This is a genomic window from Achromobacter veterisilvae, from assembly GCF_900496975.1.
GTDB lineage: Bacteria > Pseudomonadota > Gammaproteobacteria > Burkholderiales > Burkholderiaceae_B > Achromobacter > Achromobacter veterisilvae.
The window spans coordinates 129,780-150,914 of the sequence record NZ_UFQC01000003.1 but is presented as its reverse complement, the minus strand read 5'-3'; the positions used below and the strand labels follow the sequence as shown (position 1 = coordinate 150,914).

General features: G+C 67.9%; 21 protein-coding genes. 3 read left to right on the top strand and 18 right to left on the bottom strand.

The annotated features are described in order from the left end of the window. Nucleotides 1–23: 23 nt before the first annotated feature. The 6 genes from AVE30378_RS03740 to AVE30378_RS03715 all read right to left on the bottom strand — a co-directional run bounded on the left by AVE30378_RS03740 (nucleotide 24) and on the right by AVE30378_RS03715 (nucleotide 5,610). Entirely contained in the window at nucleotides 24–1,136 is a 1,113-nt protein-coding gene (locus AVE30378_RS03740; RefSeq protein ID WP_129239429.1) for an NADH:flavin oxidoreductase/NADH oxidase, read from the bottom strand. A 107-nt stretch (nucleotides 1,137–1,243) separates the two neighbouring features. Beyond that, nucleotides 1,244–2,014, bottom strand: a complete 771-nt coding sequence (ehuA, locus tag AVE30378_RS03735; RefSeq protein ID WP_129239428.1) for an ectoine/hydroxyectoine ABC transporter ATP-binding protein EhuA — start codon at nucleotides 2,012–2,014, stop codon at nucleotides 1,244–1,246. After that, nucleotides 2,011–2,682: an ectoine/hydroxyectoine ABC transporter permease subunit EhuD gene (gene ehuD, locus AVE30378_RS03730; RefSeq protein WP_129239427.1), complete on the bottom strand. Its 672-nt coding sequence runs from the start codon at nucleotides 2,680–2,682 to the stop codon at nucleotides 2,011–2,013. Before ehuD ends, ehuA begins: the two co-directional genes overlap by 4 nt. Continuing rightward, nucleotides 2,679–3,332 (bottom strand): ectoine/hydroxyectoine ABC transporter permease subunit EhuC, encoded by a 654-nt coding sequence (gene ehuC, locus AVE30378_RS03725; protein ID WP_129239426.1) that lies wholly within the window; start codon nucleotides 3,330–3,332, stop codon nucleotides 2,679–2,681. Before ehuC ends, ehuD begins: the two co-directional genes overlap by 4 nt. A 10-nt stretch (nucleotides 3,333–3,342) precedes the next feature. Then, complete coding sequence (gene ehuB, locus AVE30378_RS03720; protein WP_129239425.1) at nucleotides 3,343–4,266, bottom strand: ectoine/hydroxyectoine ABC transporter substrate-binding protein EhuB; 924 nt, start codon at nucleotides 4,264–4,266, stop codon at nucleotides 3,343–3,345. Nucleotides 4,267–4,455: 189 nt separating this feature from the next. After that, nucleotides 4,456–5,610: an ABC transporter substrate-binding protein gene (locus AVE30378_RS03715; protein ID WP_129239424.1), complete on the bottom strand. Its 1,155-nt coding sequence runs from the start codon at nucleotides 5,608–5,610 to the stop codon at nucleotides 4,456–4,458. Between the two features lie 247 nt (nucleotides 5,611–5,857). Between AVE30378_RS03715 and AVE30378_RS03710 the strand changes: the two genes are divergently transcribed. Together AVE30378_RS03710 and AVE30378_RS03705 are read left to right on the top strand one after the other, a co-directional pair. After that, the gene (locus AVE30378_RS03710; RefSeq protein ID WP_129239423.1) at nucleotides 5,858–6,283 is read left to right on the top strand and encodes an OsmC family protein; all 426 of its coding nucleotides are present in this window, start codon (nucleotides 5,858–5,860) and stop codon (nucleotides 6,281–6,283) included. A gap of 131 nt (nucleotides 6,284–6,414) precedes the next feature. Next, nucleotides 6,415–7,704: an Nramp family divalent metal transporter gene (locus AVE30378_RS03705; protein WP_129239422.1), complete on the top strand. Its 1,290-nt coding sequence runs from the start codon at nucleotides 6,415–6,417 to the stop codon at nucleotides 7,702–7,704. Nucleotides 7,705–7,776: 72 nt separating this feature from the next. Here AVE30378_RS03705 and AVE30378_RS03700 read toward each other — a convergent pair whose 3' ends face one another. The 6 genes from AVE30378_RS03700 to AVE30378_RS03675 all read right to left on the bottom strand — a co-directional run bounded on the left by AVE30378_RS03700 (nucleotide 7,777) and on the right by AVE30378_RS03675 (nucleotide 10,390). Continuing rightward, entirely contained in the window at nucleotides 7,777–7,974 is a 198-nt protein-coding gene (locus AVE30378_RS03700) for a YgaP family membrane protein (RefSeq protein WP_129239421.1), read from the bottom strand. A 42-nt stretch (nucleotides 7,975–8,016) separates the two neighbouring features. Beyond that, entirely contained in the window at nucleotides 8,017–8,328 is a 312-nt protein-coding gene (locus AVE30378_RS03695; RefSeq protein WP_129239420.1) for an ArsR/SmtB family transcription factor, read from the bottom strand. A 183-nt stretch (nucleotides 8,329–8,511) separates the two neighbouring features. Then, nucleotides 8,512–8,829, bottom strand: coding sequence for a helix-turn-helix domain-containing transcriptional regulator (locus tag AVE30378_RS03690; RefSeq protein ID WP_129239419.1), 318 nt, complete (start codon nucleotides 8,827–8,829; stop codon nucleotides 8,512–8,514). Further along, a complete protein-coding gene (locus AVE30378_RS03685) occupies nucleotides 8,810–9,160 on the bottom strand; it encodes a type II toxin-antitoxin system RelE/ParE family toxin (RefSeq protein ID WP_129239418.1) in 351 nt (116 codons plus the stop codon). Before AVE30378_RS03685 ends, AVE30378_RS03690 begins: the two co-directional genes overlap by 20 nt. A gap of 234 nt (nucleotides 9,161–9,394) precedes the next feature. Beyond that, nucleotides 9,395–9,616, bottom strand: coding sequence for an XRE family transcriptional regulator (locus AVE30378_RS03680; protein ID WP_129239417.1), 222 nt, complete (start codon nucleotides 9,614–9,616; stop codon nucleotides 9,395–9,397). A 174-nt stretch (nucleotides 9,617–9,790) separates the two neighbouring features. After that, complete coding sequence (locus AVE30378_RS03675) at nucleotides 9,791–10,390, bottom strand: TetR/AcrR family transcriptional regulator (protein WP_129239416.1); 600 nt, start codon at nucleotides 10,388–10,390, stop codon at nucleotides 9,791–9,793. A gap of 133 nt (nucleotides 10,391–10,523) precedes the next feature. On the opposite strand from AVE30378_RS03675, the gene AVE30378_RS03670 reads away from it, so the two are divergent. Then, nucleotides 10,524–11,807 (top strand): MFS transporter, encoded by a 1,284-nt coding sequence (locus AVE30378_RS03670; protein ID WP_129239415.1) that lies wholly within the window; start codon nucleotides 10,524–10,526, stop codon nucleotides 11,805–11,807. Nucleotides 11,808–12,138: 331 nt separating this feature from the next. Here the strand turns inward: AVE30378_RS03670 and AVE30378_RS03665 are convergent, their stop codons facing one another. The 6 genes from AVE30378_RS03665 to putA all read right to left on the bottom strand — a co-directional run bounded on the left by AVE30378_RS03665 (nucleotide 12,139) and on the right by putA (nucleotide 21,040). Beyond that, entirely contained in the window at nucleotides 12,139–12,870 is a 732-nt protein-coding gene (locus tag AVE30378_RS03665) for an ABC transporter ATP-binding protein (RefSeq protein WP_129239414.1), read from the bottom strand. Continuing rightward, nucleotides 12,867–13,667 (bottom strand): ABC transporter ATP-binding protein, encoded by an 801-nt coding sequence (locus tag AVE30378_RS03660; protein WP_129239413.1) that lies wholly within the window; start codon nucleotides 13,665–13,667, stop codon nucleotides 12,867–12,869. The genes AVE30378_RS03665 and AVE30378_RS03660 overlap by 4 nt, the downstream gene beginning before the upstream one ends. Beyond that, a complete protein-coding gene (locus AVE30378_RS03655; protein ID WP_129239412.1) occupies nucleotides 13,664–14,752 on the bottom strand; it encodes an ABC transporter permease subunit in 1,089 nt (362 codons plus the stop codon). Before AVE30378_RS03655 ends, AVE30378_RS03660 begins: the two co-directional genes overlap by 4 nt. After that, complete coding sequence (locus AVE30378_RS03650) at nucleotides 14,749–15,600, bottom strand: branched-chain amino acid ABC transporter permease (protein WP_425265773.1); 852 nt, start codon at nucleotides 15,598–15,600, stop codon at nucleotides 14,749–14,751. Before AVE30378_RS03650 ends, AVE30378_RS03655 begins: the two co-directional genes overlap by 4 nt. Before the next feature lie 231 nt (nucleotides 15,601–15,831). Further along, nucleotides 15,832–16,977, bottom strand: a complete 1,146-nt coding sequence (locus tag AVE30378_RS03645; RefSeq protein WP_129239410.1) for a branched-chain amino acid ABC transporter substrate-binding protein — start codon at nucleotides 16,975–16,977, stop codon at nucleotides 15,832–15,834. Between the two features lie 241 nt (nucleotides 16,978–17,218). Beyond that, nucleotides 17,219–21,040, bottom strand: a complete 3,822-nt coding sequence (gene putA / locus AVE30378_RS03640; RefSeq protein WP_129239409.1) for a trifunctional transcriptional regulator/proline dehydrogenase/L-glutamate gamma-semialdehyde dehydrogenase — start codon at nucleotides 21,038–21,040, stop codon at nucleotides 17,219–17,221. Nucleotides 21,041–21,135 lie beyond the last annotated feature (95 nt).

Genomic DNA, 21,135 nt, shown 5'->3' with positions numbered 1-21,135 from the left:
CGGCCGCGCCTAGCCGGCCGCGCCTAGCGCTGCCCGAAGCGCGTTTCGCCGAACAGCGCCTTGTGCTCGCGCGGCTGCGAGCGCCAGTACTGGCGCGGCGCGGCGACCTGCCCGCCCAGTTGCGCCGCGGCGTGCCACGGCCAGCGGGGGTCGTACAGCATGCCGCGGGCCAGCGCGACCATGTCGGCCTCGCCGCGGGCCAGGATGTCCTCGGCCTGTTGCGGCTCGGTGATCAGGCCCACGGCGATCGTGGGCATGCCCACCTTGCGCTTGATCTCGTCGGCGAAGGGCACCTGGTAATTCGGCCCGACGGGAATCTTCTGCTGCGACGATACGCCGCCGCTGGAGACGTCGATGAATTCACAGCCGCGGTCCTTCAAGGCCTGCGCGAAGACCAGCGTCTGCGCCAGGTCCCAGCCGCCGTCGACCCAGTCGGTGGCGGACACGCGCACGCCCAGCGCCACCGACGGCGGGACGGCCTCGCGCAGCGCCTGGAACACTTCCAGCGGGAAGCGCATGCGGTTCTCCAGCGACCCGCCATAGGCGTCGTCGCGCCGGTTCGCCAGCGGCGACAGGAACTGGTGCAGCAGATAACCGTGCGCGGCGTGCAGTTCGATCGCGTCGAAGCCCAGGCGGACCGCGCGGCGGGCGCTGTCGGCGAAGGCGTCGCGCACGCGCGCCAGGCCCGCCGCGTCCAGCGCATGGGGCGGGGGTTCGGAGGCGTTGTGCGGCACGGCCGAAGGCGCCCAGCCCTGCCAGCCGCCTTCGCTGGCCGGCACCAGTTGGCCGCCGTTCCAGGGCTCGGCGCTGGACGCCTTGCGGCCGGCATGGCCAAGCTGGATGCCCAGCTTGATGGGCGAATAGCGGCGCACGGCGTCCACGACCCGGCCCAGCGCGCTTTCGGTGTCGTCGGACCACAGGCCGAGGTCGCCCGGCGAGATCCTGCCGTCCGGCTCCACCGCCGTGGCCTCGACGAACAGCAGCGCGGCGCCCGACAACGCCAGATGCCCCAGGTGGATCATGTGCCAATCGGTGGCCCGGCCTTCTTCCGCCGAGTATTCGCACATGGGCGCGATGACGATGCGGTTGGCCAGTTCGAGGTTGCCGATCGAGGTGGGACTGAATAGATGGGTCATGCTGGAAGCCTCCGTGGCATTGGATGCCACAGCATAGCGCCCGCGCCGCGCGCGCAGCGCGAATCCCGGCGCGGCGGCAGGGTCAAACCCGGCCCGGGGCCGGGGGCCTACTGGCCTTCGATCACGGAGTCCAGGAACTGGCGCGTGCGCGCCTCCCGGGGCTGGCTGAACAGCACGGACGATTCCGCGTCCTCGACGATGTTGCCTTGGTCGAAGAACAGGGTGCGGTCCGAGCTGCGCTCGGCGAACTTCATCTGGTGGGTCACGATGATCATCGTCATGCTGCGGCGGGCCGACAGGTCGCGCAGGATCTGCAGGATCCCGCCCACCAGTTCCGGATCCAGCGCCGAGGTCACCTCGTCGAACAGCATGATGCCGGGGCACATGGCCAGCGCCCGCGCGATGCCCACGCGCTGTTTCTGCCCGCCGGACAATTGCGCGGGATAGACGTCCAGCTTGTCGCCCAGGCCGACCATCTCCAGATACTCCACGGCCCGTTCGCGGGCCTCGGCGCGAGACATGCCCAGCACGCGCAGCGGCGCTTCCATGGCGTTGCCCAGCGCCGTCATGTGCGGGAACAGGTTGAAGTGCTGGAACACCATGCCGATCTTGCCGCGCACCTTGCGCAGGTGCTCCGAATTGGAGCCGGCGGGCCGGCCCCGGGCGTCCGTCCACATCGGCACGCCGTCGATCTCGATGTCGCCGCTGCTGGGCCGGTCCAGCGTCATCAGCACCCGCAGCAAGGTGGACTTGCCCGAGCCCGAGGGCCCGATCACGGCCACCGTCTGGCCGGCGGGTATCTCCAGGTCGATGCCGCGCAGCACCTCCAGATCTCCGTACTGCTTGCGCAGGTTCTTGATGCTTACGCTGGCACTCATCGCTTTCCTCCATATCGTTGCAGGCGGGCCTCCAGGCCGCGCACGCCCCATGCGGCCACCAGGCTCAGGGCCAGGAACAGCAGGCCCACCAGGGTCAGGGGCTCGGTGTACCGGAACGTCGCGGACCCGATCATCTTGCTTTGCTGCAGCAGTTCCACCACGGTGATCGCGGACAGCAGCGGGGTGTCCTTGAACATGGCGACCAGGTAATTGCCCAGCGCCGGCACCACGGGCGGGATGGCCTGCGGCAGCACCACGTCGGCCGCCGTGCGCCAGCGCGACAGGTTCAGGGCGGTGGCGGCTTCCCATTGGCCGCGCGGCACCGCCTCGATGCCGGCGCGGTAGACCTCCGCGCAGTAGGTCGCATAGTGCAGGCCCAGCGCGACGATGCCGGTCGCCAGCGGCGACATCCTCACGCCGCTCAGCGGCAGGACGTAGAACAGGAAATACATCTGCACCAGCAAGGGGGTGCTGCGCACGAACTCGATCACGAAGGCGACGGGCAGCGACACGATGCGCAGCCGCGAACGCCGCAGCATCGCCAGCACCAGGCCCAGCGTGACGGCCACCAGCATGCCCAGCAGCGTGGCCTGGATGGTGACGATCAGCGCGGAGCCCAGCGTGGGCAGGATTTCCAGGGCGAAAGACCAATCGAATATCGGTGTCATCGGACCCGGACCCTCCGCTCCAGCAGGCGCACCCCGGCCGTGATCAGCAAGGCCACCGCGAAGTACAGCAGCAGCATCAAGGTGAAGATCTCGGTGGTGCGCAGGGTTTCGCTGCGCAGCAACTGGCCCCGGAATGTCAGGTCGGTGATGGTGACCAGCGACACCAGCGCGGTGTTCTTCAACAGTTCGATCAGCAGGTTGCCGGCTGGCGGCAGCATGGCGGGCACGGCCTGCGGCACGACGATGCGGCGCATGATCTGCCCGCGCGTCAGGTTCAGGGCGACGCCCGCTTCGCGCTGGCCCGGCGGCACCGCGCGGATCGCGCCGCGCACCACTTCGGCGCCGTAGGCCCCCGCGTTCAGCGCCAGCACCACGATGCCCACCAGCATGGCCGGCAACTGCACGCCGAACAGCGGCAGCACGAAATAGAACCAGAAAAGCTGCACCAGCGCCGACGTGCCCCGGAACACCTCCACATAGACCGACGCGATCCAGCGCAAGGGGCGCAGCGCCGACAGGCGGCAGATGCCCGCCGTCAGCGCCAGCGGAACGGCCAGCACCACCGCGCCCGCCATGACCTGCAGCGTGACGCCCAGGCCTTCGAGCAGCGGCGGCGCCAGTTCGGCGAAATGCTCGGATATCAACTGCATCGGCGCCCCCTTACTGGCCGGCGCACAACTGGGCCGCGGTGACTCCCTTGGGCAGCTCCTGCGGCGTGAAGCCGAAAGGCGCCACCAGTTTCTGGTGCTCTTCGGTGCCGACGAACTTGGCGAGTTCGGCGTTGAAGGCTTCGGCGAAGGCCTTGTCGTCGGCGCGGAACGCATAGGCGCCGTAGCCGCGCACGTCCTTGCCGTCGATGACGGGATCCTTGAACGGCTCGGCCTTCTCCAGGTCGCTGCCCGCGCTGGTCTTGCCCATCAGGTCGTTGACCGTGAGCGCGGTGGCCGCGTAGGCGTCGGCGCGCCCGGCCTGCACGCCGGACAAAGCGCTGACCGCGTCCGGAAACACCACCACCTGGCCGGGCGGCACGTTGGACTTGGAGGCATACTCGGCCTCGATGGCGCCCACCACCACGCCCAGCCTGGCGTCGGGATTCTTCACTACGTCTTCGTAGCTGTGCAGGTTCTTGGGATTGCCCTGCTTGACCAGGAAGGATTGGCCCACGCCATAGGTGGGGTCGGAGAACGCCACTTGCTGGCAGCGTTCGGGAGTGACGTACATGCCCGCCGCGATGATGTCGAAACGCTTGGCCTGCAAGCCCGGGATCAGCGACCCGAACTCGGTCAGGACGCCCTCCACCTCGCCGATGCCCATGCGCTCGAGCACCACGCGGGCGATCTCGACGGATTCGCCCGTGACCTTCGCTTCCTTGCTGTCCATGTAGGCGAAGGGAGCCTCGTTGGCGTAGCCGATGCGTATCTTGCCGGCCGCCTTGGCGGCTTCCAGGGTGGAGCCGCCCGGCGGCGCGTTCGCCGCGGCCGGGGCGGGCTTGTCGGATCCCGAATCGGAACACGCGGCCAGCACGCCCAGGCTCAAGGCCAGCAGGAATCGCCGGGATCGGATCGAGGTCGAGGATGGGTTCATGGGTGATTTCTCCCTAATTTATTTCTAGGTACATGGCTTCACCAAAAATGATACGACAATAAATCATTTCTACACTAATAATATGATCGAAAAAAAGCAGGCCGCGGCCTGCTTTTCCATCGCCCCGCCCTATGGGGCGTTAGGACACGTTACCAACGGTTGGCGCCCATGACGCCCGCCCCTTTGCGGTTATTGCGCGTACGAGAACCGGCCATTCCTGACCACGCCCATGACCCGGGCGCGCTCGTCGAAGCCCTGGTGGTCGTCCTTGGAGATGTTCAGCACCCCATTGGGCACGATCAGGTCGCGGGTGTTTTCCAGCGCGTCGCGCAGCGCCGCGCGGAACGCCGGCGTGCCCGGCTTGGCGCCCGTCTTCAGCGCCCGGGCCACGGCCGAATCCAGCAGCATCCAGGCCCCGTAGGCGTCGCCCGCGAATTGCGTCAGCGTATGGGCGCCATACTGGGCTTCGTATTTGTCGGCGAACGCCACCGCCACCTTCTTGACGGGGTTGTCGTCCGGCAGTTCGCGGGCCACCACGCCGGGGCCGGTCGGGAACAGGGTGCCTTCCACGTCCGCGCCGCCGACCTGCAGGAACTCCAGCGTGCCGATGCCGTGGGTCTGGTAGATGGCGCCGGTGTAGCCGCGCTCCAGCAGCGTCTTTTGCGGCAGGGCCGAAGGCGTGCCCGCGCCGGCGATCAGCACGGCATCCGGCTTGGCGGCGATGATCTTCAGCGCCTGCCCCACCACCGAAGCGTCGGTGCGCTGGAAGCGCTCCTGGGCCACGATCTTCAGGTCGGATCCGGCCGCGGCGTTGAACTCCTTCCACCAGCTATCGCCATAGGAATCCGCGAAACCGATGAAGGCCACGTTCTTCAGGCCCTTCTTCTTCATGTCGTCGACCAGGACGGTGGCCATCAGCGAATCGTTCTGCGGCATCTTGAACGCCCAGGCGCGCTTCGGATCCGACAGCGGCTCGACGATGACGCTGGAGGCCGCCAGCGCGATCATCGGCGTGCCGGTTTCGGCCAGCACGTCCAGGCCCGCCAGCGCCGCCGCCGTGGTATTGGGGCCCACGATCGCGTCGACCTTGTCTTCCGAGGTCAGCTTGCGCAGGTTCTTCACCGCCCGGCTGACGTCCGTGGCGTCGTCCAGCACCACGTAGCGCGCCGGTTCGCCGCCCAGCGTGGCGGGCCACAGGCGGATCGCGTTGTTGGTCTGGATGCCAATCGCGGCGGCCGGGCCGGTGGTGGACACGTCCACGCCGATGACGACCTCGGCCTGGGCGGAAAAGAGGGGAACGGCCAGCGCGACGGCGCAGGCGCAGCGGAGTAGATCGAGAGACATGACTGCGGTTCTCAGGAGGTTTGAAGAGGATGCTTCTATTTTGCCTGATGTGCGGCGAAGCCCGCCGCGTGCCCGCTTGCGCCGTTACATCGGCTTGCCGTTGCGCAAGGGCGGTTTCCGCGTCGCGGGCCCGCGCCCGCCGTATCATCGATGATGCCACCCCAGGCAACGCGCGCCGCCCGCCGGCGGCCCGCTCCCACCACCGGACGCGCTCGCGACGGGCGCGGCCCCTTTACAGGAGTCACGCATGAAGAAAACCGCAACCGCCGCCTGGTCGGGCGACCTGAAGACCGGCAAAGGCACGATCTCCACGCAAAGCGGCGCGCTCAAGGACCAGCCCTACGGTTTCAACACCCGCTTCGGCGACACGCCCGGCACCAACCCCGAGGAACTGCTGGGCGCGGCCCATGCCGGCTGCTTCACCATGGCGCTGTCCAACATCCTGGCCGAAGCGGGCATGGTCGCCCAAAGCCTGGACACCAAGGCCGAAGTCACGCTGGACAAGGTGGACGACGGCTTTTCCATCACGGCCGTCCACCTGACCGTCGAAGCCGTCATTCCGGGCGCCAGCGCCCAGGCCTTCGAGGATGCCGCCCGCAAGGCGGAAAAGGGCTGCCCCGTGTCCAAGGTGCTCAACGCCAGGATTTCCATGGACGCCAAGCTCAAGTCCTGACCCCGCCGCATGGCCCGTGGCCCGTCCCGCCGGGGCGGCGCCATTGGGCCGCCCTATCCCCTGCTTGCCCAAAATCAATTTGACGGCCGGTGGCCGCTTCCAGATAATGAGAATCGTTATCAGGAGCGATCATGACCCGTTTCATCTACGCGATATCGGGCGGCAAGGCCGTCCTGGCGCAAGACGTCCAGGTGTCGGCCAACCTGCGCCGCATGATCGGATCCGGCATCCTGGTGGCCGTGGGATACATCGACCCGGGCAACTGGGCCACGGACATTGCGGGCGGCAGCGGCTTCGGCTACGGCCTGCTGATGGTCGTCATCGTGTCCGCCGTCCTGGCGCTGGGCTTCCAGATCCTGGTGTCGCGCCTGGCGCTCGCCACCGGCCAGGACCTGGCCACGCTGACGGCCCGCCATCTCTCCCCGCGCCTGTCCCGGGCCGCCTGGCTGGCCGGCGAAGCCGCCATTCTCGCCACGGCCCTGGCCGAACTCGTGGGCGGCGCCATCGCCTTGCGGCTGCTCTTCGGCCTGCCGCTGATCGCCGGCGTCGCCGTCACCGGCGTCGGCACCTTCGCGGTGCTGGCGCTCGCGCGCGGCAACGCCGACCGGCACGAGCGCGTCATCGCCGTCCTGCTGGCGGTCGTGGCGATGTCGTTCGTGTTCCTGCTGTTCAAGGCCAACCCGGCCTGGACCGAAGTGGCGCACGGCGTCGCCCGGACCGGCCATGCGCTGCGCGATCCGCAAGGCTTCCTGATCGCGCTGGGCATCCTGGGCGCCACCCTCATGCCGCACAATCTGTACCTGCATTCCGGCACGCTCGCGCAGCGCGCGCAGCAACTGCCGCCGGCCGCGCGCGGCCTCGCCATGCGCGTGGCGCGCAACGACACCGTCGTGTCGCTGGGCGTGGCCATGCTGATCAACGCGGCCATCATGATCGTGGCCGCGGCGTCCCTGTCGGGCGCCGGCATGATGGTGTCCAGCCTGGACGACGCGCACGCGGTGATCGGCCGCACGCTGGGCGTCGGCGCGGCCGTCGTGTTCGCGGTGGCGCTGTACGCCGCGGGGCAAAGCTCCACCCTCACCGGCGTGCTGGCCGGCCGCATCCTGTCCAACGGGTTCCAGGTCGGCCACGGCTGGTCCGACCGCCGGCGCGCGCTGGCCACGCGCGTGGCCGCGGGCGGCGCGGCCGCGGCCCTGCTGGCTTTCACGGGCGGCCAGGATCCGGACGGGCTGCTGGTGCTGAGCCAGGTGATCCTGAGCCTGGCCCTGCCTTTCGCGCTGGGCCCGCTGGTGGCGCTGGCCCGGCGCAAGGACCTGATGGGGCGCTACGCCCTGCGCGGCGCCTGGGCCTGGGCCGCGATGGCGGCGACGGCATGCATCATGGCGCTGGACGGCTACCTGCTGGTCGACATGGTGGCGTGACCCGCGCGCCCGCTTCCGCCGCAACGATAAGGGCCGCCCCAGGGCGGCCCTTGCAGGGATGCGCCTATCGGTTCACTTGCCTTTCTTCAGCGGGCAAGTGCTGAGCCCCAGCAGCGGATAAAAGGGGCAAAAGCCCGCCAATCCGGTGAGCAGCGGCAGCACTCCCAGCCATCCCCACCAGCCCACGGTATTCGTCGCGGCCAGCGCAATCAGCACGATTCCGGCCACGACGCGCACTACACGGTCCACGCCGCCTACATTCGATTTCATGAGAACTCCTGCGAAAGGTGAAAGGGAAAACAGCTCAATGAATCAGGGGCAGAAGATGTCCTTGAGCGTGGCGATGAGCTTGGCCACGTTCGGGTCATCGATGCGGTAGTACAGCGTCTGCGCCTCGCGCCGGTAGGCCACCAGCCCTTCCTCGCGCATCCGCGCGAGGTGCTGCGAGAGCGCCGACGGGCTCAGGGGCACCATCTCGTTGAGCGCCCCGACGCTCATCTCGCCCTGGGCGATCAGCAGGCACAGCACCAGCAGGCGGTTGGGGTTGCCGACGGCCTGCAGCAATGCCGCGGCCTGCACGGCACTGTCCTGCAGAACTTCGATGTCGGATTTGCGTTGGGTCATGTTTTGGGGAGATAGGCGCGCGTGCTTAATTCAGATTTTTCTTAATTTAGCACAATCTAAATTAAAAGTCCCGATAGGGCCGGACAACTCACTCAGACTATTTCGGCCAATGCCATGGCCGCCCTCAACGAGTTCACCGAGCGGGCGCCGCAGCCCGCCCGATCACACGGGCATGCTCCTGCATCAAGCCGTATGGATGGACGCAGACGAACCTATCGGCTGTACAGCCAACCGCAACCCCATCGCCTTGAGAATGGCCGCCAGACTGCTCAATGCAGGATTCCCCTTCGGCGAAAGCGTCCGGTAAAGCTGCGTCGGATTCAATCGCGCCTGTTCCGCCACCGCCTGCACACCTCCAAATGCCTGTGCAAGCTGACGCAGCACGGTCAGCAGTTCCGCCTGATCGCCATCTTCCAGAATACCGTTGATCACCTCCAGCGCCAGCGCCGGATCGCTGCGATACAGCTCGGCCATCGCTTCATCATGTCCTCTGCTTCTCATCGTCGTTTCTCCGCTGCCAGTCCTGCCAATAGCCCACAGCCCGGTCGATATCGGCGTTCTGCCTATGCTTGTCGCCACCGCAAAGCAGCAGCACGATGCGCTGCCCCACCTGGGCGTAGTACACGCGATAGCCCGGCCCGACGTCGATCCGCAACTCCCAAACGCCATCACGGCAGAATTTGTGGTCGCCCAAGTTGCCTTGCTCGATCCGGTTCATTCGCCGGATCACTGCTACCTTTGCCTGGCGATCACGCAAGCGACTTAGCCACTCCAGGTAAAGGTCTTCCTGCTCGTCAACCGTCAGGTAGTGTTCAATCCTGTAGGAAGTCATTTTCGTTTATTGACGAATAAACATCAATAGGATCAAGCTGCCGAGGCAGCTTGGCGCACTGGATAGTCCCAAGTATGGACATCGCGCATGGACAGCGACACGGTCCAGTGGGCTGTTTATGTCACATGCACGCTCACCGGCATGCCGGATTCGGTGTTTTTGTCTTGGGGCCGCCCAGACCAGCGACAAAAAAAAACCCAGGACGCATCCTGGGTTTTCTTGGGAAGGGACTGCTCAGTGGTAGGCGGAGACCACCGGGTGCTGCTGCCGGCCTGCGTCCATATCGTGCAGGACTTCGCCCACCGCCCCGCCCAGCGCGGCCAGGCGCAGCTTCAGGCGCCGCCAGCCGCCGCGGCCGTGCGGGCCGGACAGGCTCTCCGCCTCGATGGCGTCGCGGATCAGGGACCGCTCCAGCTCATCCGACATGCGGGCGTTCTTCATTGCGGTATCGCTCATGATTCTCTCCTTGAGAAAAGCGCGATGTGGAACAACACGAGTCCATCTTAGATCTGTGTTTGCTGCGTCGCAATAAAAACTTCCAAGCATTTTTTTGTTCGTTGCACAATGGGTACAAACGCTTAATAACGGTGCATCCGGCACTACGCCGTGCACCATTTTCGCGCATCCGGCTCAAGGCGCAAGGTGCGCCTGGATCAGCTTGTCGGCCATTTGCGCGACCCGGCCCGCCGGCCCGGCTTCGCCGAAGAGCTGGCTGGACACGAACGCGCCCTCCAGCAGCAGCAGCAGACCGTCGCCGAGGGCCTCGGGATCATCCACCCCCATTTCCGCCGCCATCGCCGCGAGCCGCCGCCGCAGCTCCGCCTTGTGGGCCACCGCCACGGCGCGCGCGGGATGGCCGGGTTCCGGGTACTCGACCGCCGCGTTCGTCAGGCCGCAGCCCCGGTAGCCGTTTTGCACGGCGCGCTGGCCAAGGCCGGACAGGTACGCCAGGATCTGGGCCCGCGGGTCGCCCGGATGCGCGTCGCGGGCGGCATCGAAGCGGGCCCAGAACTCGGCGTCGTAGTCGCGCAGGTAGGCGGCCGCCAGTTCGTCCTTGGAGGAAAAACTGCGGTACAGGCTGGGCTTGGTCACCCCCGCCTCGTTGACGATGGCGTCCACCCCCACGGCGCGGATGCCGTCACGGTAGAACATCTCCCGCGCGGTCTTGCGGATGCGGTCGGCCGCCAGCGGCGGCTTGGCGGGACGGGGGCCGGCAGTCTTGCTGACCATACGTAGGCTCCTTTTCCGAGGGCGGATCCGTGCGGGACGGTCCCGCCTGAAACCAGGGGCGCCAAAAAGCGCTTGACCATGTTACTGACCGGTACGTACTATTCGCAAACCTGCATACGTACCGGTCAGTAACATGAGTATAGCCCACCCTCCCATGCCGTTCCGGCGCGCCGGCCAGAAGTACGCTTTTGTCGTCGTCGCGGTGATTTTCCTGTCCCTGCTGGTGTCGGCCGGCTTGCGTTCGTCGCCCAGCGTGCTGCTGGTGCCGCTGGAAGAAGCCTTCGGCTGGAGCCGCAGCACGATTTCCTTCTCCGCCGCCCTGGGCATTTTCCTGTACGGCATGGTCGGGCCGTTCGCGGCCGCGGCGATGGAGCGCTTCGGCCTGCGGCGCGTGCTGATCGGCGCCCTCGCCCTGATGGCGGCGTCCAGCGCGGCCAGCGCCTACATGACCCAGCCCTGGCACCTGCTCATGACCTGGGGCGTGTTCTCGGGCATCGGCTCCGGCGCGGTCGCCGTGGTGCTGGGCGCCACCGTCGTCAACCGCTGGTTCGCGCGGCACCGCGGCGTCATGATGGGCCTGCTGACCGCCAGCTCCGCGACCGGCACGCTGGTATTCCTGCCCGTGCTGGCGGCGCTGGCCTCGTCGGGCGACTGGACCCGGGTGGTGTGGACGGTGGCCGGCGCCGCGGCCGCGCTGGTGCCGCTGGCCTGGTGGCTGGTGCCCGACCGCCCCGCCAGCGTGGGCCTGACCCCGTTCGGCAGCGACCCCCACGCCGCGCCCATCGCGGCGGCGCCGCGCACCGGTTTGCTGGCGGCCACCTTCGGCGCCCTGGCGCGCGCTTCCAGGACCCGCACGTTCTGGTTCCTGTTCGCCACCTTCTTCGTCTGCGGTTTCACCACCAACGGCCTGGTGGGCACGCACCTGATCGCGCTTTGCGGCGACCACGGCATGCCGGAAGTGCAGGCCGCCGGCCTGCTGGCGCTGATGGGCATCTTCGACCTGATCGGCACCACCGCGTCGGGATGGCTGACGGACCGCTACGATCCCCGCAAGCTGCTCTTCGCCTACTACGGGCTGCGCGGCCTGTCGCTGATCTACCTGCCCTATTCCGATTTCTCGTTCTACAGCCTGTCGATCTTCGCCATCTTCTTCGGCCTGGACTGGATCGCCACCGTGCCGCCGACGCTGCGCCTGACCACGGAAGCGTTCGGCGAACGCGACGCCTCGATCGTGTTCGGCTGGATCGTGGCGGGTCACCAGTTGGGCGCGGCGAGCGCCGCCTGGATGGCGGGCGCGATCCGCGAATCGCAGGGCAGCTATCTGATGGCCTTCGTGATCTCGGGCTCGACGGGCCTGGCCGCCGCCGTCATCGCGCTGATGATAGGCAGGAAGCGCGCGCAGCCGCTGCCGGCCTGACCGGGCGCGAGCCGGCCTGGAACATTTTTGGCTGGATTGTTGACGTTCGGTTTTGTGAGGCCGGTTTCTTGAGCCGCCGGCGGCCGGACTGCGGGATTCCGATGCTCGCCCCGGTGGGGCTGCGCTTCGGATCCCTCCGCCCGGCCACCGGCTCACGGCATCTGCCCATGACCGAGGGGCAAGAACCAACGCATTAGGCCGCCGTCAGCCGAGGCCCCCGGAGCCATCCGAAGCGCAGCCCCAGCGGGGCGAACATCGGAATGGCGCAGGGCCGCCTCGGCGGTTTAGGACCCCAATATCCGCAAGCTCGAAGCCCTGCAGCGGCCGCGCTTTACTCGGTCTCGCCCAGATAGGCAGCGCGCACCTTGGGGTCGTGCAGCATCTGGCCGGCCGGGCCGGACAGGATGATCTCGCCGGACTCCATCACATAGCCGCGGTGGCTGTTCTCCAGCGCCAGCCGCGCGTTCTGCTCGATCAGCAGGATCGTGACGCCTTCGCTGGCGATGGTGCGCACCACCTCGAAGACCTTCTCGACCATCAGCGGCGCCAGCCCCATCGAGGGCTCGTCCAGCAGCAGCAGCCTGGGCCGCGCGATCATCGCCCGGCCCATCGCCACCATCTGCTGTTCGCCCCCCGACAGGGTGCCGGCCGCCTGCTTGCGGCGTTCGGCCAGGCGCGGGAACAGAGTGAAGACCCGGTCCGTGTCCTGGCGGACCTGCGCCGCGTCGCGGCGCACGTAGCCGCCCATGGCGAGGTTTTCCTCGATGGTGAGCTGGCCGAAGATGCCCCGGCCCTCCGGCACCATGACCAGCCCGCGGCGCACCAGTTCGTGCGACTTGTGGCCGCCGATGGACAGCCCGGCGTAGACCACTTCGCCGCCGGCCAGCGGCACCAGCCCGCAGATGGAGCGCAAGGTGGTGCTCTTGCCCGCGCCGTTGGCGCCGATCAGGCATACCAGTTCGCCTTCGTCCACGCGCAGGTCGATGCCGCGCACGGCGCGGATGCCGCCGTAGGCGACCTGCAGGCCGCGCAATTCCAGTAAGGGTTGGGATGCTGCCGTCATGCCGGGCGCTCCTGATGAATCAGCGGATCCTGGGCGGCGCCGGCGCCCAGATACGCTTCGATGACCTTGGGATCGCGCTGCACCTGGGCGGGTTTGCCCATCGCCAGCACTTTGCCGTATTCCAGCACCAGCACGCGGTCGCACAGTCCCATGACCAGCTTCATATCGTGCTCGATGAGCAATACCGTGATGCCGTCCGCGCGGATCTTCTCGATCAGCTTGCGCAGCACCACCGTTTCCGAGGCGTTCATGCCGGCCGCCGGTTCGTCCAGCGCCAGCAGCTTGGGATCGGTCGCCAGGGCGCGCGCGATCTCCAGGCGCCGCTGGTCGCCGTAGGGCAGCGAGCGGGCGACGTCGTTGGCGCGGTGGCCGATGCCGACGTATTCCAGCAGTTCCTGGGCCCGCGCTTCGGTGGCCGCCTCTTCGGCGCGTGTGCCGCGCGTGCGCAGCACGGCGCCGAACACGCCCGACCGGGTGCGCATGTGGCGGCCGATCATGACGTTTTCGATGGCGCTCAGGTTGGCGAACAGGCGTATGTTCTGGAACGTGCGCGCCAGGCCGGCGTAGGCGACTTCGTGCGGTTTCTTGCCCGACAGGGATTCGCCGTTGAAGGTGCAGGAGCCTTCCTCGGGGATGTACAGGCCGGTCAGCACGTTGAACAGCGTGGTCTTGCCCGCGCCGTTGGGGCCGATCAGGCCGTAGATTTCGCCGTGCTCGATGTCGAAGCTGACTTCGGACAGGGCCTGCAGGCCGCCGAAGCGCTTGCCCAGGCCCTGGGCTTGCAGCAGTTTGCTCATGCCGCGCCTCCTTGGGCCTTGGTCGCCAGTTCACGCTTGCGCACCGCCGACGGCCACAGGCCCGCGGGGCGGAACAGCATCACGCACACCATCGCCAGGCCGAACAGCAGCATACGTATGCCTTCGGGGTCCAGCACCACGGCGCCGAACACCATCTGCTGGAAGGGTTCGACCACCGCGCGCAGGAACTCGGGCAGCGCCGCCAGGATCAATGCGCCCAGGATCACGCCCGGGATATGGCCCATGCCGCCCAGCACCACCATGCACAGGATGGAGATGGATTCCATCAGCGAGAAGCTCTCGGGGCTGACGAAGCCTTGCATCGACGCGAACAGCGCGCCCGCCACGCCGCCGAAGGACGCGCCCATCGCGAACGCCAGCAGCTTGATGTTGCGGGTATTGATGCCCATCGCCTTGGCGGCGATCTCGTCTTCGCGGATGGCTTCCCAGGCGCGGCCGATGCGCGAATTCTGCAGGCGCACGCACACCACCACGATGAGCAGGGTCAGCGCCAGCAGCAGGTAGTAGTACTTCTCCGGCCCCGTCACCCGGAAGCCCAGCAGGCTTTCGGTGCGGCCGAACGCGAATTCGCCCACCTTGAAGGTGTCGATGCGGTTGATGCCCTGCGGCCCGTTGGTGATGTTCACCGGCGCGTTCAGGTTGTTCAGGAAGATACGGATGATCTCGCCGAAGCCCAGGGTCACGATGGCGAGGTAGTCGCCCCGCAGCTTGAGCGTGGGCGCCCCCAGCAGCACGCCGAACAGGCAGGCCACGGCCAGGGCGATCGGCAGGATCGCCCAGAACGGCAGGTGCAGGCCGAAATGCGGCGAGGCCAGCAGCGCCCAGGTGTAGGCGCCCACCGCGTAGAACGCGATGTAGCCCAGGTCCAGCAGCCCGGCGAAGCCCACCACGATGTTCAGGCCCAGCGACAGCATCACGTACAGCAGGGCGAAGTTCAGGATGCGCACCCAGCTCTGCCCGGCCATGCCGATCACGAAGGGCAGCACGGCGAGCACGACGCCGATCAGCGCGATGCCGATCAGGTTGCGGGTCGAGAATCCGCTGCTTTTCAGGTTTCCGCTCATGCGCGATCTCCCACGCGTTCGCCCAAGAGGCCCGACGGACGGAAGATCAGCACCAGCACCAGCACGAAGAACGCGAACACGTCCTGGTAGTGGCTGCCGAGGAAGCCGCCGGTCAGGTCGCCGATGTAGCCCGCGCCCAGCGATTCGATGACGCCCAGCAGCAGGCCGCCGGCCATCGCGCCCACCAGGTTGCCGATGCCGCCCAGCACCGCGGCGGTGAACGCCTTCAGGCCGAGCATGAAGCCCATGGTGTATTGCGAAACGCCGTAATAGGTGGCGACCATCATGCCCGCCACGGCGGCCAGCGCCGAGCCGATCAGGAAGGCCGCGGAAATGACGGTGTTGATGTTCACGCCCATCAGCCCGGCGACTTCGCGGTTCTGCGCGGTGGCGCGCATGGCCGTGCCCAGGCGGGTCTTGTGCACCACGGCCAGCAGCCCGCCCATGATGAGCGCGGCGATCGCCACGATGGCGATCTGCAGCGTGCTCATCCGGGCGCCGGCGAACTCGAACACCTGCGGCGAGAGCACCTGCGGGAAGTTCAGGTAGTTGCGGCCCCAGGCCATCATCGCCACGTTCTGCAGGATGATGGACACACCGATGGCGGTGATCAGGGCGGCCAGCCGGGGCGCCCGGCGCAGCGGCCGGTAGGCCACGCGCTCGGCGGTCCAGCCCACCGCCATGCACAGCGGCACCGAGACCAGCAGGCCCACGCCCAGGACCACGAAGGCGGACGCGCCCGGGTCGCCGCCGACCAGCGAAATGGCGACCGTGGTGGCCGCCATCGCGCCGATCATGACGACGTCGCCATGCGCGAAGTTGATCAGCCCGATGATGCCGTACACCATGGTGTAGCCGAGGGCGACCAGGGCGTACACGCTGCCGAGCGTGACGCCGTTAATCAGTTGTTGAATGAAGATATCCATAGGGGCCGCGGAAATAAGCCTGGAAAAATCGCGCGTATCGTGCGGCGGCGGCCCTCGGGCCTGCCGCGCCGCCGCGCATCGCGCGCGCCGGACGGCGCGCACGCGGTATGGCGGGCGGGCGCGGCCATGCCGCCCCGCCCCGGTCGGCCGCCGTTAATTGGCCTGGCTGACCATCGTTTCAACCATCTCCCACTTGCCGTTCTTGACTTCGTAGATGGTGACCGAAATTTCCTTCAGATCGCCGTTGGCGTCGTACGAGATGTGCTCGCTGGTCGCGCCCTTGCGGTTCAGCTTGGCCAGGACCGGCAGGTACTTCTCGGGCTTGGCCGAGCCGGCCTGCTCGATGGCGGCGATCATGTTCCACGCGCCGTCGTAGGCGTACGGGGCATAGACGCCGGGGGCCTTCTTGAAGCGCGCCTGGTAGCGCTGCTCGAAGTCCTTGCCCGCGGCCATCTTGTCCAGCGGCACGCCGGCCAGCGAAGCGTAGGTGCCGTCGGCGGCGTCGCCGGCCAGCTTGATGAAGGTGTCGCTGCGGGTCATTTCGCCCGAGACCAGCGGCGCCTTCAGGCCCAGCGTCGCCAGTTGGCGCTTCATGGGACCGGATTGCGCGTCCAGGCCGCCGTAGAAGATCGCGTCGGGCGCCACGCCCTTGATGTTGGTCAGGATGGCGGTGAAGTCGTTCGCCTTGTCGGTCGTGTACTCGCGGCGCACGACCTGGCCCCCGGCGGCTTTGACGGCCTTTTCGACCTCGTCGGCCAGGCCCTGGCCGTAGGCGGTGCGGTCGTCGATGATGGCGACCTTCTTGGCATTCAGTTTTTCGACGATGAACTTGCCCACGGCGGCACCCTGCTGGGTGTCGCTGGTCATCATGCGGAAGGTGGTCTCGTAGCCCTGCTTGGTGTATTCGGGCGAGGTGGCCATCGCGATCTGGGGCAGGCCGGCTTCGTGGTAGACGCGCGAAGCGGGAATCGTGGTGCCCGAGTTGAAGTGGCCCAGGATGCCGACGACGTCCTGGTCGACCAGTTGCTGCGCGACCTGCACGCCGACGCGGGGATCGGCCTGGTCGTCGCGCGACACCAGCACGAACTTGGCCGGCTCGCCGTCGACCTTGATGCCCTTCTTGTTGGCTTCTTCCAGGGCCAGGTTCAGGCCGTTCTGCATGTCTTCGCCATAGTGCGATTGCGGGCCCGTCAAGGGCGCGGCGAAACCGAACTTGACGTCGGCGGCCTGCGCGGCGGCGGCCACGCCGGCGGCGGCGAGGCTGGCGGCGGCGAGCTTCAAAGTGGTGCGGAACTTCATGGATATCCTCCGGGGTGTCGGACTTAAGACCTTGTTATACCTGAGCTTTTAGCCAGGCCTCTGGTTTTTTTCACTACCGCAAGCCCCGATGGTGCCGAGGTCTTGCGCATGCATCTTTTGCAGAATCCGGATGTCGGGTTGCGACATCCGGATTTGAGGTGCGACCGGATTTTCGTTCGAGTGCAACCTTGCCCGATATTGGAGATAACCCTTGGATACCGGCAAGTTGGCCCCGCGATCCTCAGCCGATGGTCATGAGGCTGGCGTTGCCGCCCGCCGCCGCCGTATTGACGCTGATGGAGCGCTCGGCCAGCAGGCGGTCCGGCACGTACCCCGCGCCCGCGGCGATCGCGTCCGGCGTCAGCCCGTGCACGGACAGGATCGGGCCGGGACGCCGGGCGATGCGCTGGTTCAGCGCCTGCAGCGCGTCGCCATCGCCTTCGAACAGCACGGCCTGGTAGTCCGCCTCGTCCACGTCTTCGTCGGCCAGGATGCCCGCCTGCCCGCGCTGCTCGGCGTCCAGCGAGGACAGCAGCGCCTGCGCGGCGGGCGTGTCCGCGAACCAGGCGTGGTTGCCGGTCAGCCTGGCGGCCGACCATTGCGCCCGCGCCCCGGGTTCCGTGGCCGCCACGCAGTACACCGCGCCCCGCGGTTCGACCATGTAGGTGTTGGTCTCGCCCGTGGGGCCCGGCAGCACGATGCGCTGCGGCAGCGGCGCCGACGCGTCCAGCGCCGGCGGCAGGCCGGCCGGGCGGGTGGCCAGCAGGCGGTACATGTACAGCGGGCCGCCGGCCTTGGGGCCGGTCCCGGACAGGCATTCGCCGCCGAACGGCTGCACGCCCACCACGGCGCCGACGATATTGCGGTTGACGTAGACGTTGCCCGCATGGACCTGGCCGGTCACGTGCGCGATGGTTTCGTCGATGCGGGTATGCACGCCGAACGTCAGGCCGTAGCCCGTGCCGTTGACGGCATCGAGCAAGGCGTCCAGTTCGTCGCGCTTGTAGCGCACCACGTGCAGCACGGGGCCGAACACTTCGCGCGTCAATTCGCCGATGTGGTCGATCTCGATGATGGTGGGCGGCACGAAGGTGCCATGGCGGCATTCGCCGTTCAGTTCCACCTGGTCCACCCGGTGGCCGGCGGTGCGCATGGCTTCGATGTGGCGCTGGATGCCGTTGCGGGCTTCCGTGTCGATCACGGGCCCCACGTCCACCGACAGGCGGTCGGGATTGCCCACGGTCAGTTCGCGCATCGCGCCGCGCAGCATGGTCAGCACGTGGTCGGCGCTGTCTTCCTGCACGCACAGCACGCGCAGCGCCGAACAGCGCTGGCCGGCGGAATCGAAGGCCGAGGTCAGCACGTCGAACACCACTTGCTCGGCCAGGGCCGAGGAATCCACCACCATGGCGTTCTGGCCGCCCGTCTCCGCGATCAGCGGGATGGTGTGGCCGGCGTCGTCCAGGCGGTCGGCCAGGGTGCGCGCGATGATCCGCGCGACGTCGGTGGAGCCGGTGAACATCACGCCGCGCACGCCGGGACTGGCCACCAGTTGGGCGCCCACGGTTTCGCCGCGGCCCGGCAGCAACTGCACGGCGCCGGGCGGCACGCCCGCGGCGCGCAGGATGGACACGGCCTGCGCCGCGATCAGCGAAGTCTGTTCGGCGGGCTTGGCCAGCACGGTGTTGCCGGCGGCCAGCGCGGCCGCGACCTGGCCGGTGAAGATGGCCAGCGGGAAATTCCAGGGGCTGATGCACAGCACGGTGCCCAGCGGACGGTGCGTGTCGTTGCTGAATTCCGTTTCCGCCTGGTCCGCGTAATAGCGCAGGAAGTCCACGGCCTCGCGCACTTCGGCGATGGCGTTGGGCAGCGATTTGCCGGCCTCGCGCACGATCAGGCCCAGCAGGGTCTGCATCTGCTCTTCCAGCAATTGCGCCGCGCGGCGCAGGCACTGGGCGCGCTCCGCCACCGGCGTGGATTGCCAGATGGGCGAGGCGTTGGCGGCGTCGCGCAGAGCGGCCTCGGCCTCTTCCGGCCGCGTTTCGATGACGTGGCCGACCAGGTCGCGCAGGTTCGCGGGGTTGCGGACTTCGACGGCGCGCGCCGCGTCCCAGGCCTCTCCGCCCTCGCCCAGCATCGGCGCCGCGCGCCACGGCAGCGCGGCGCTGGCCAGCAGGGCCGCGGACAGCGAGCCCAGGCGGTGCTCGTTGCTCAGGTCCAGCCCCGCCGAGTTGGCGCGGGCGCCGTCCTGGGGGTCGCCATAGAGTTCGCGCGGAAGCGGGATCTTGTCGTGCGGCGCGCCCAGCGGCACGATGCGCGAGGCCGCCTCGACGGGATCGGCCACCAGTTGCTCCACCGGGATGCTCTCGTCGCCGATCAGGTTCACGAAGGACGTGTTGGCGCCGTTCTCCAGCAGGCGGCGCACCAGGTAGGCCAGCAGCGTTTCATGCGTGCCCACCGGCGCGTAGATGCGGCAGGGACGATTCAGCTTGCCCTGCGCCAGCGGCCCCACCACTTCGTCGTACAGGGGTTCGCCCATGCCGTGCAGGCACTGGAACTCGTACTGGCCCGGGTAGTAGTTCTGGCCAGCCAGTTGATAGATGGCGGACAGGGTGTAGGCGTTGTGCGTGGCGAACTGCGGGTACACCGCCTCCGGCGCGCCCAGCAGCTTGCGGGCGCAGGCCAGGTAGGCCACGTCCGTGTAGACCTTGCGCGTGTAGACCGGATAGCCCTCCAGGCCGTCGACCTGGGCGCGCTTGATCTCGCTGTCCCAGTAGGCGCCCTTCACCAGGCGCACCATCACGCGGTGGCGGCTGCGGCGGGCCAGGTCGATCACGTAGTCGATCACGAACGGCGCGCGCTTCTGGTAGGCCTGGATGACGAAACCGATGCCGTTCCAGCCTTCCAGCTCCGGCTCGAAGCACAGCGCCTCCAGCAGGTCGAGCGAGATCTCCAGGCGGTCCGCTTCCTCGGCGTCAATGTTCAGGCCGATGTCGTAGCTGCGGGCCAGTTGCGTCAGGGCCTTCACGCGCGGCAGCAGTTCCGCCATCACGCGTTCGCGCTGGGCGCGGGAATAGCGCGGATGCAGCGCCGACAGCTTGATCGAAATGCCCGGGCCTTCATAGATGCCGCGGCCGGCCGCGGCCTTGCCGATCGCGTGGATGGCCTGTTCGTAGGACGCGTAATAGCGGTCGGCGTCCTCGGCGGTGGTGGCGGCCTCGCCCAGCATGTCGTAGGAATAGCGGAACCCGCGCGATTCCATCTTGCGGTTGTTGGCCAGCGCCTCGGAAATGGTCTGGCCCGACACGAACTGTTCGCCCATCATGCGCATGGCCATGTTCACGCCCTTGCGCACCAGCGGCTCGCCGCCCTTGCCGATCAGGCGGGTCAGCGCCTTGGACAGGGACTGTTCGCTGCTGACCGCCACCAGCTTGCCGGTGATCATCAGGCCCCAGGTGGCGGCGTTGACGAACAGGGACTGGGAGCCGCCCATGTGCGACTTCCAGTCGCCGCGGGCGACCTTGTCGCGGATCAGCGCGTCGCGCGTGGCGCGGTCGGGGATGCGCAGCAGCGCCTCGGCCAGGCACATCAGCGCCACGCCTTCCTGGCTGGACAGCGAGAACTCCTGGATCAGCCCTTCCACGCCGCCGCCGCTGCGCTTGCCGCGCAGCTTCTTCACCAGGCCCGCGGCCAGTGCGTGGATCTTTTCCAGGTTCGGCATGCGGGCCTGCCCCAGCAGCAGCGGCACGCACTCGGACTCGGGCCGGCGGTAGGCCGCCGTGATCGCCGCGCGCAGCACGGACTGCGGCTGCACGTCCTGGCCGAACTCGTAGAACGGCGGCGTGGGCGCCGACTGGCCGTCGCCCGCCTCGTCCTCGCCGCCCGCGTCCGCGCCCAGGTGCGACATTTCCGCGGGCAGGTGGCCGCGTTCGATCTTGTCCAGGTAGGCAAGGATCGCCTGCTTGTGCAGCCAGTGCGGCGTGCAATTGAGCTTTTGCGCGGCGGCCTTGAGCCGGTCGCGGAGCGCGTCGTCGACTTTGACGCCTAGGGTCGTGCTGGCCATAAGAGATTGCTTCCTGTCGCATGGCAGAGGTGATGCCGGGCCGGGACCCAGCATGGGTAGGACCGTATGCTAGACAGGTTGCAACCGCGTTTGTA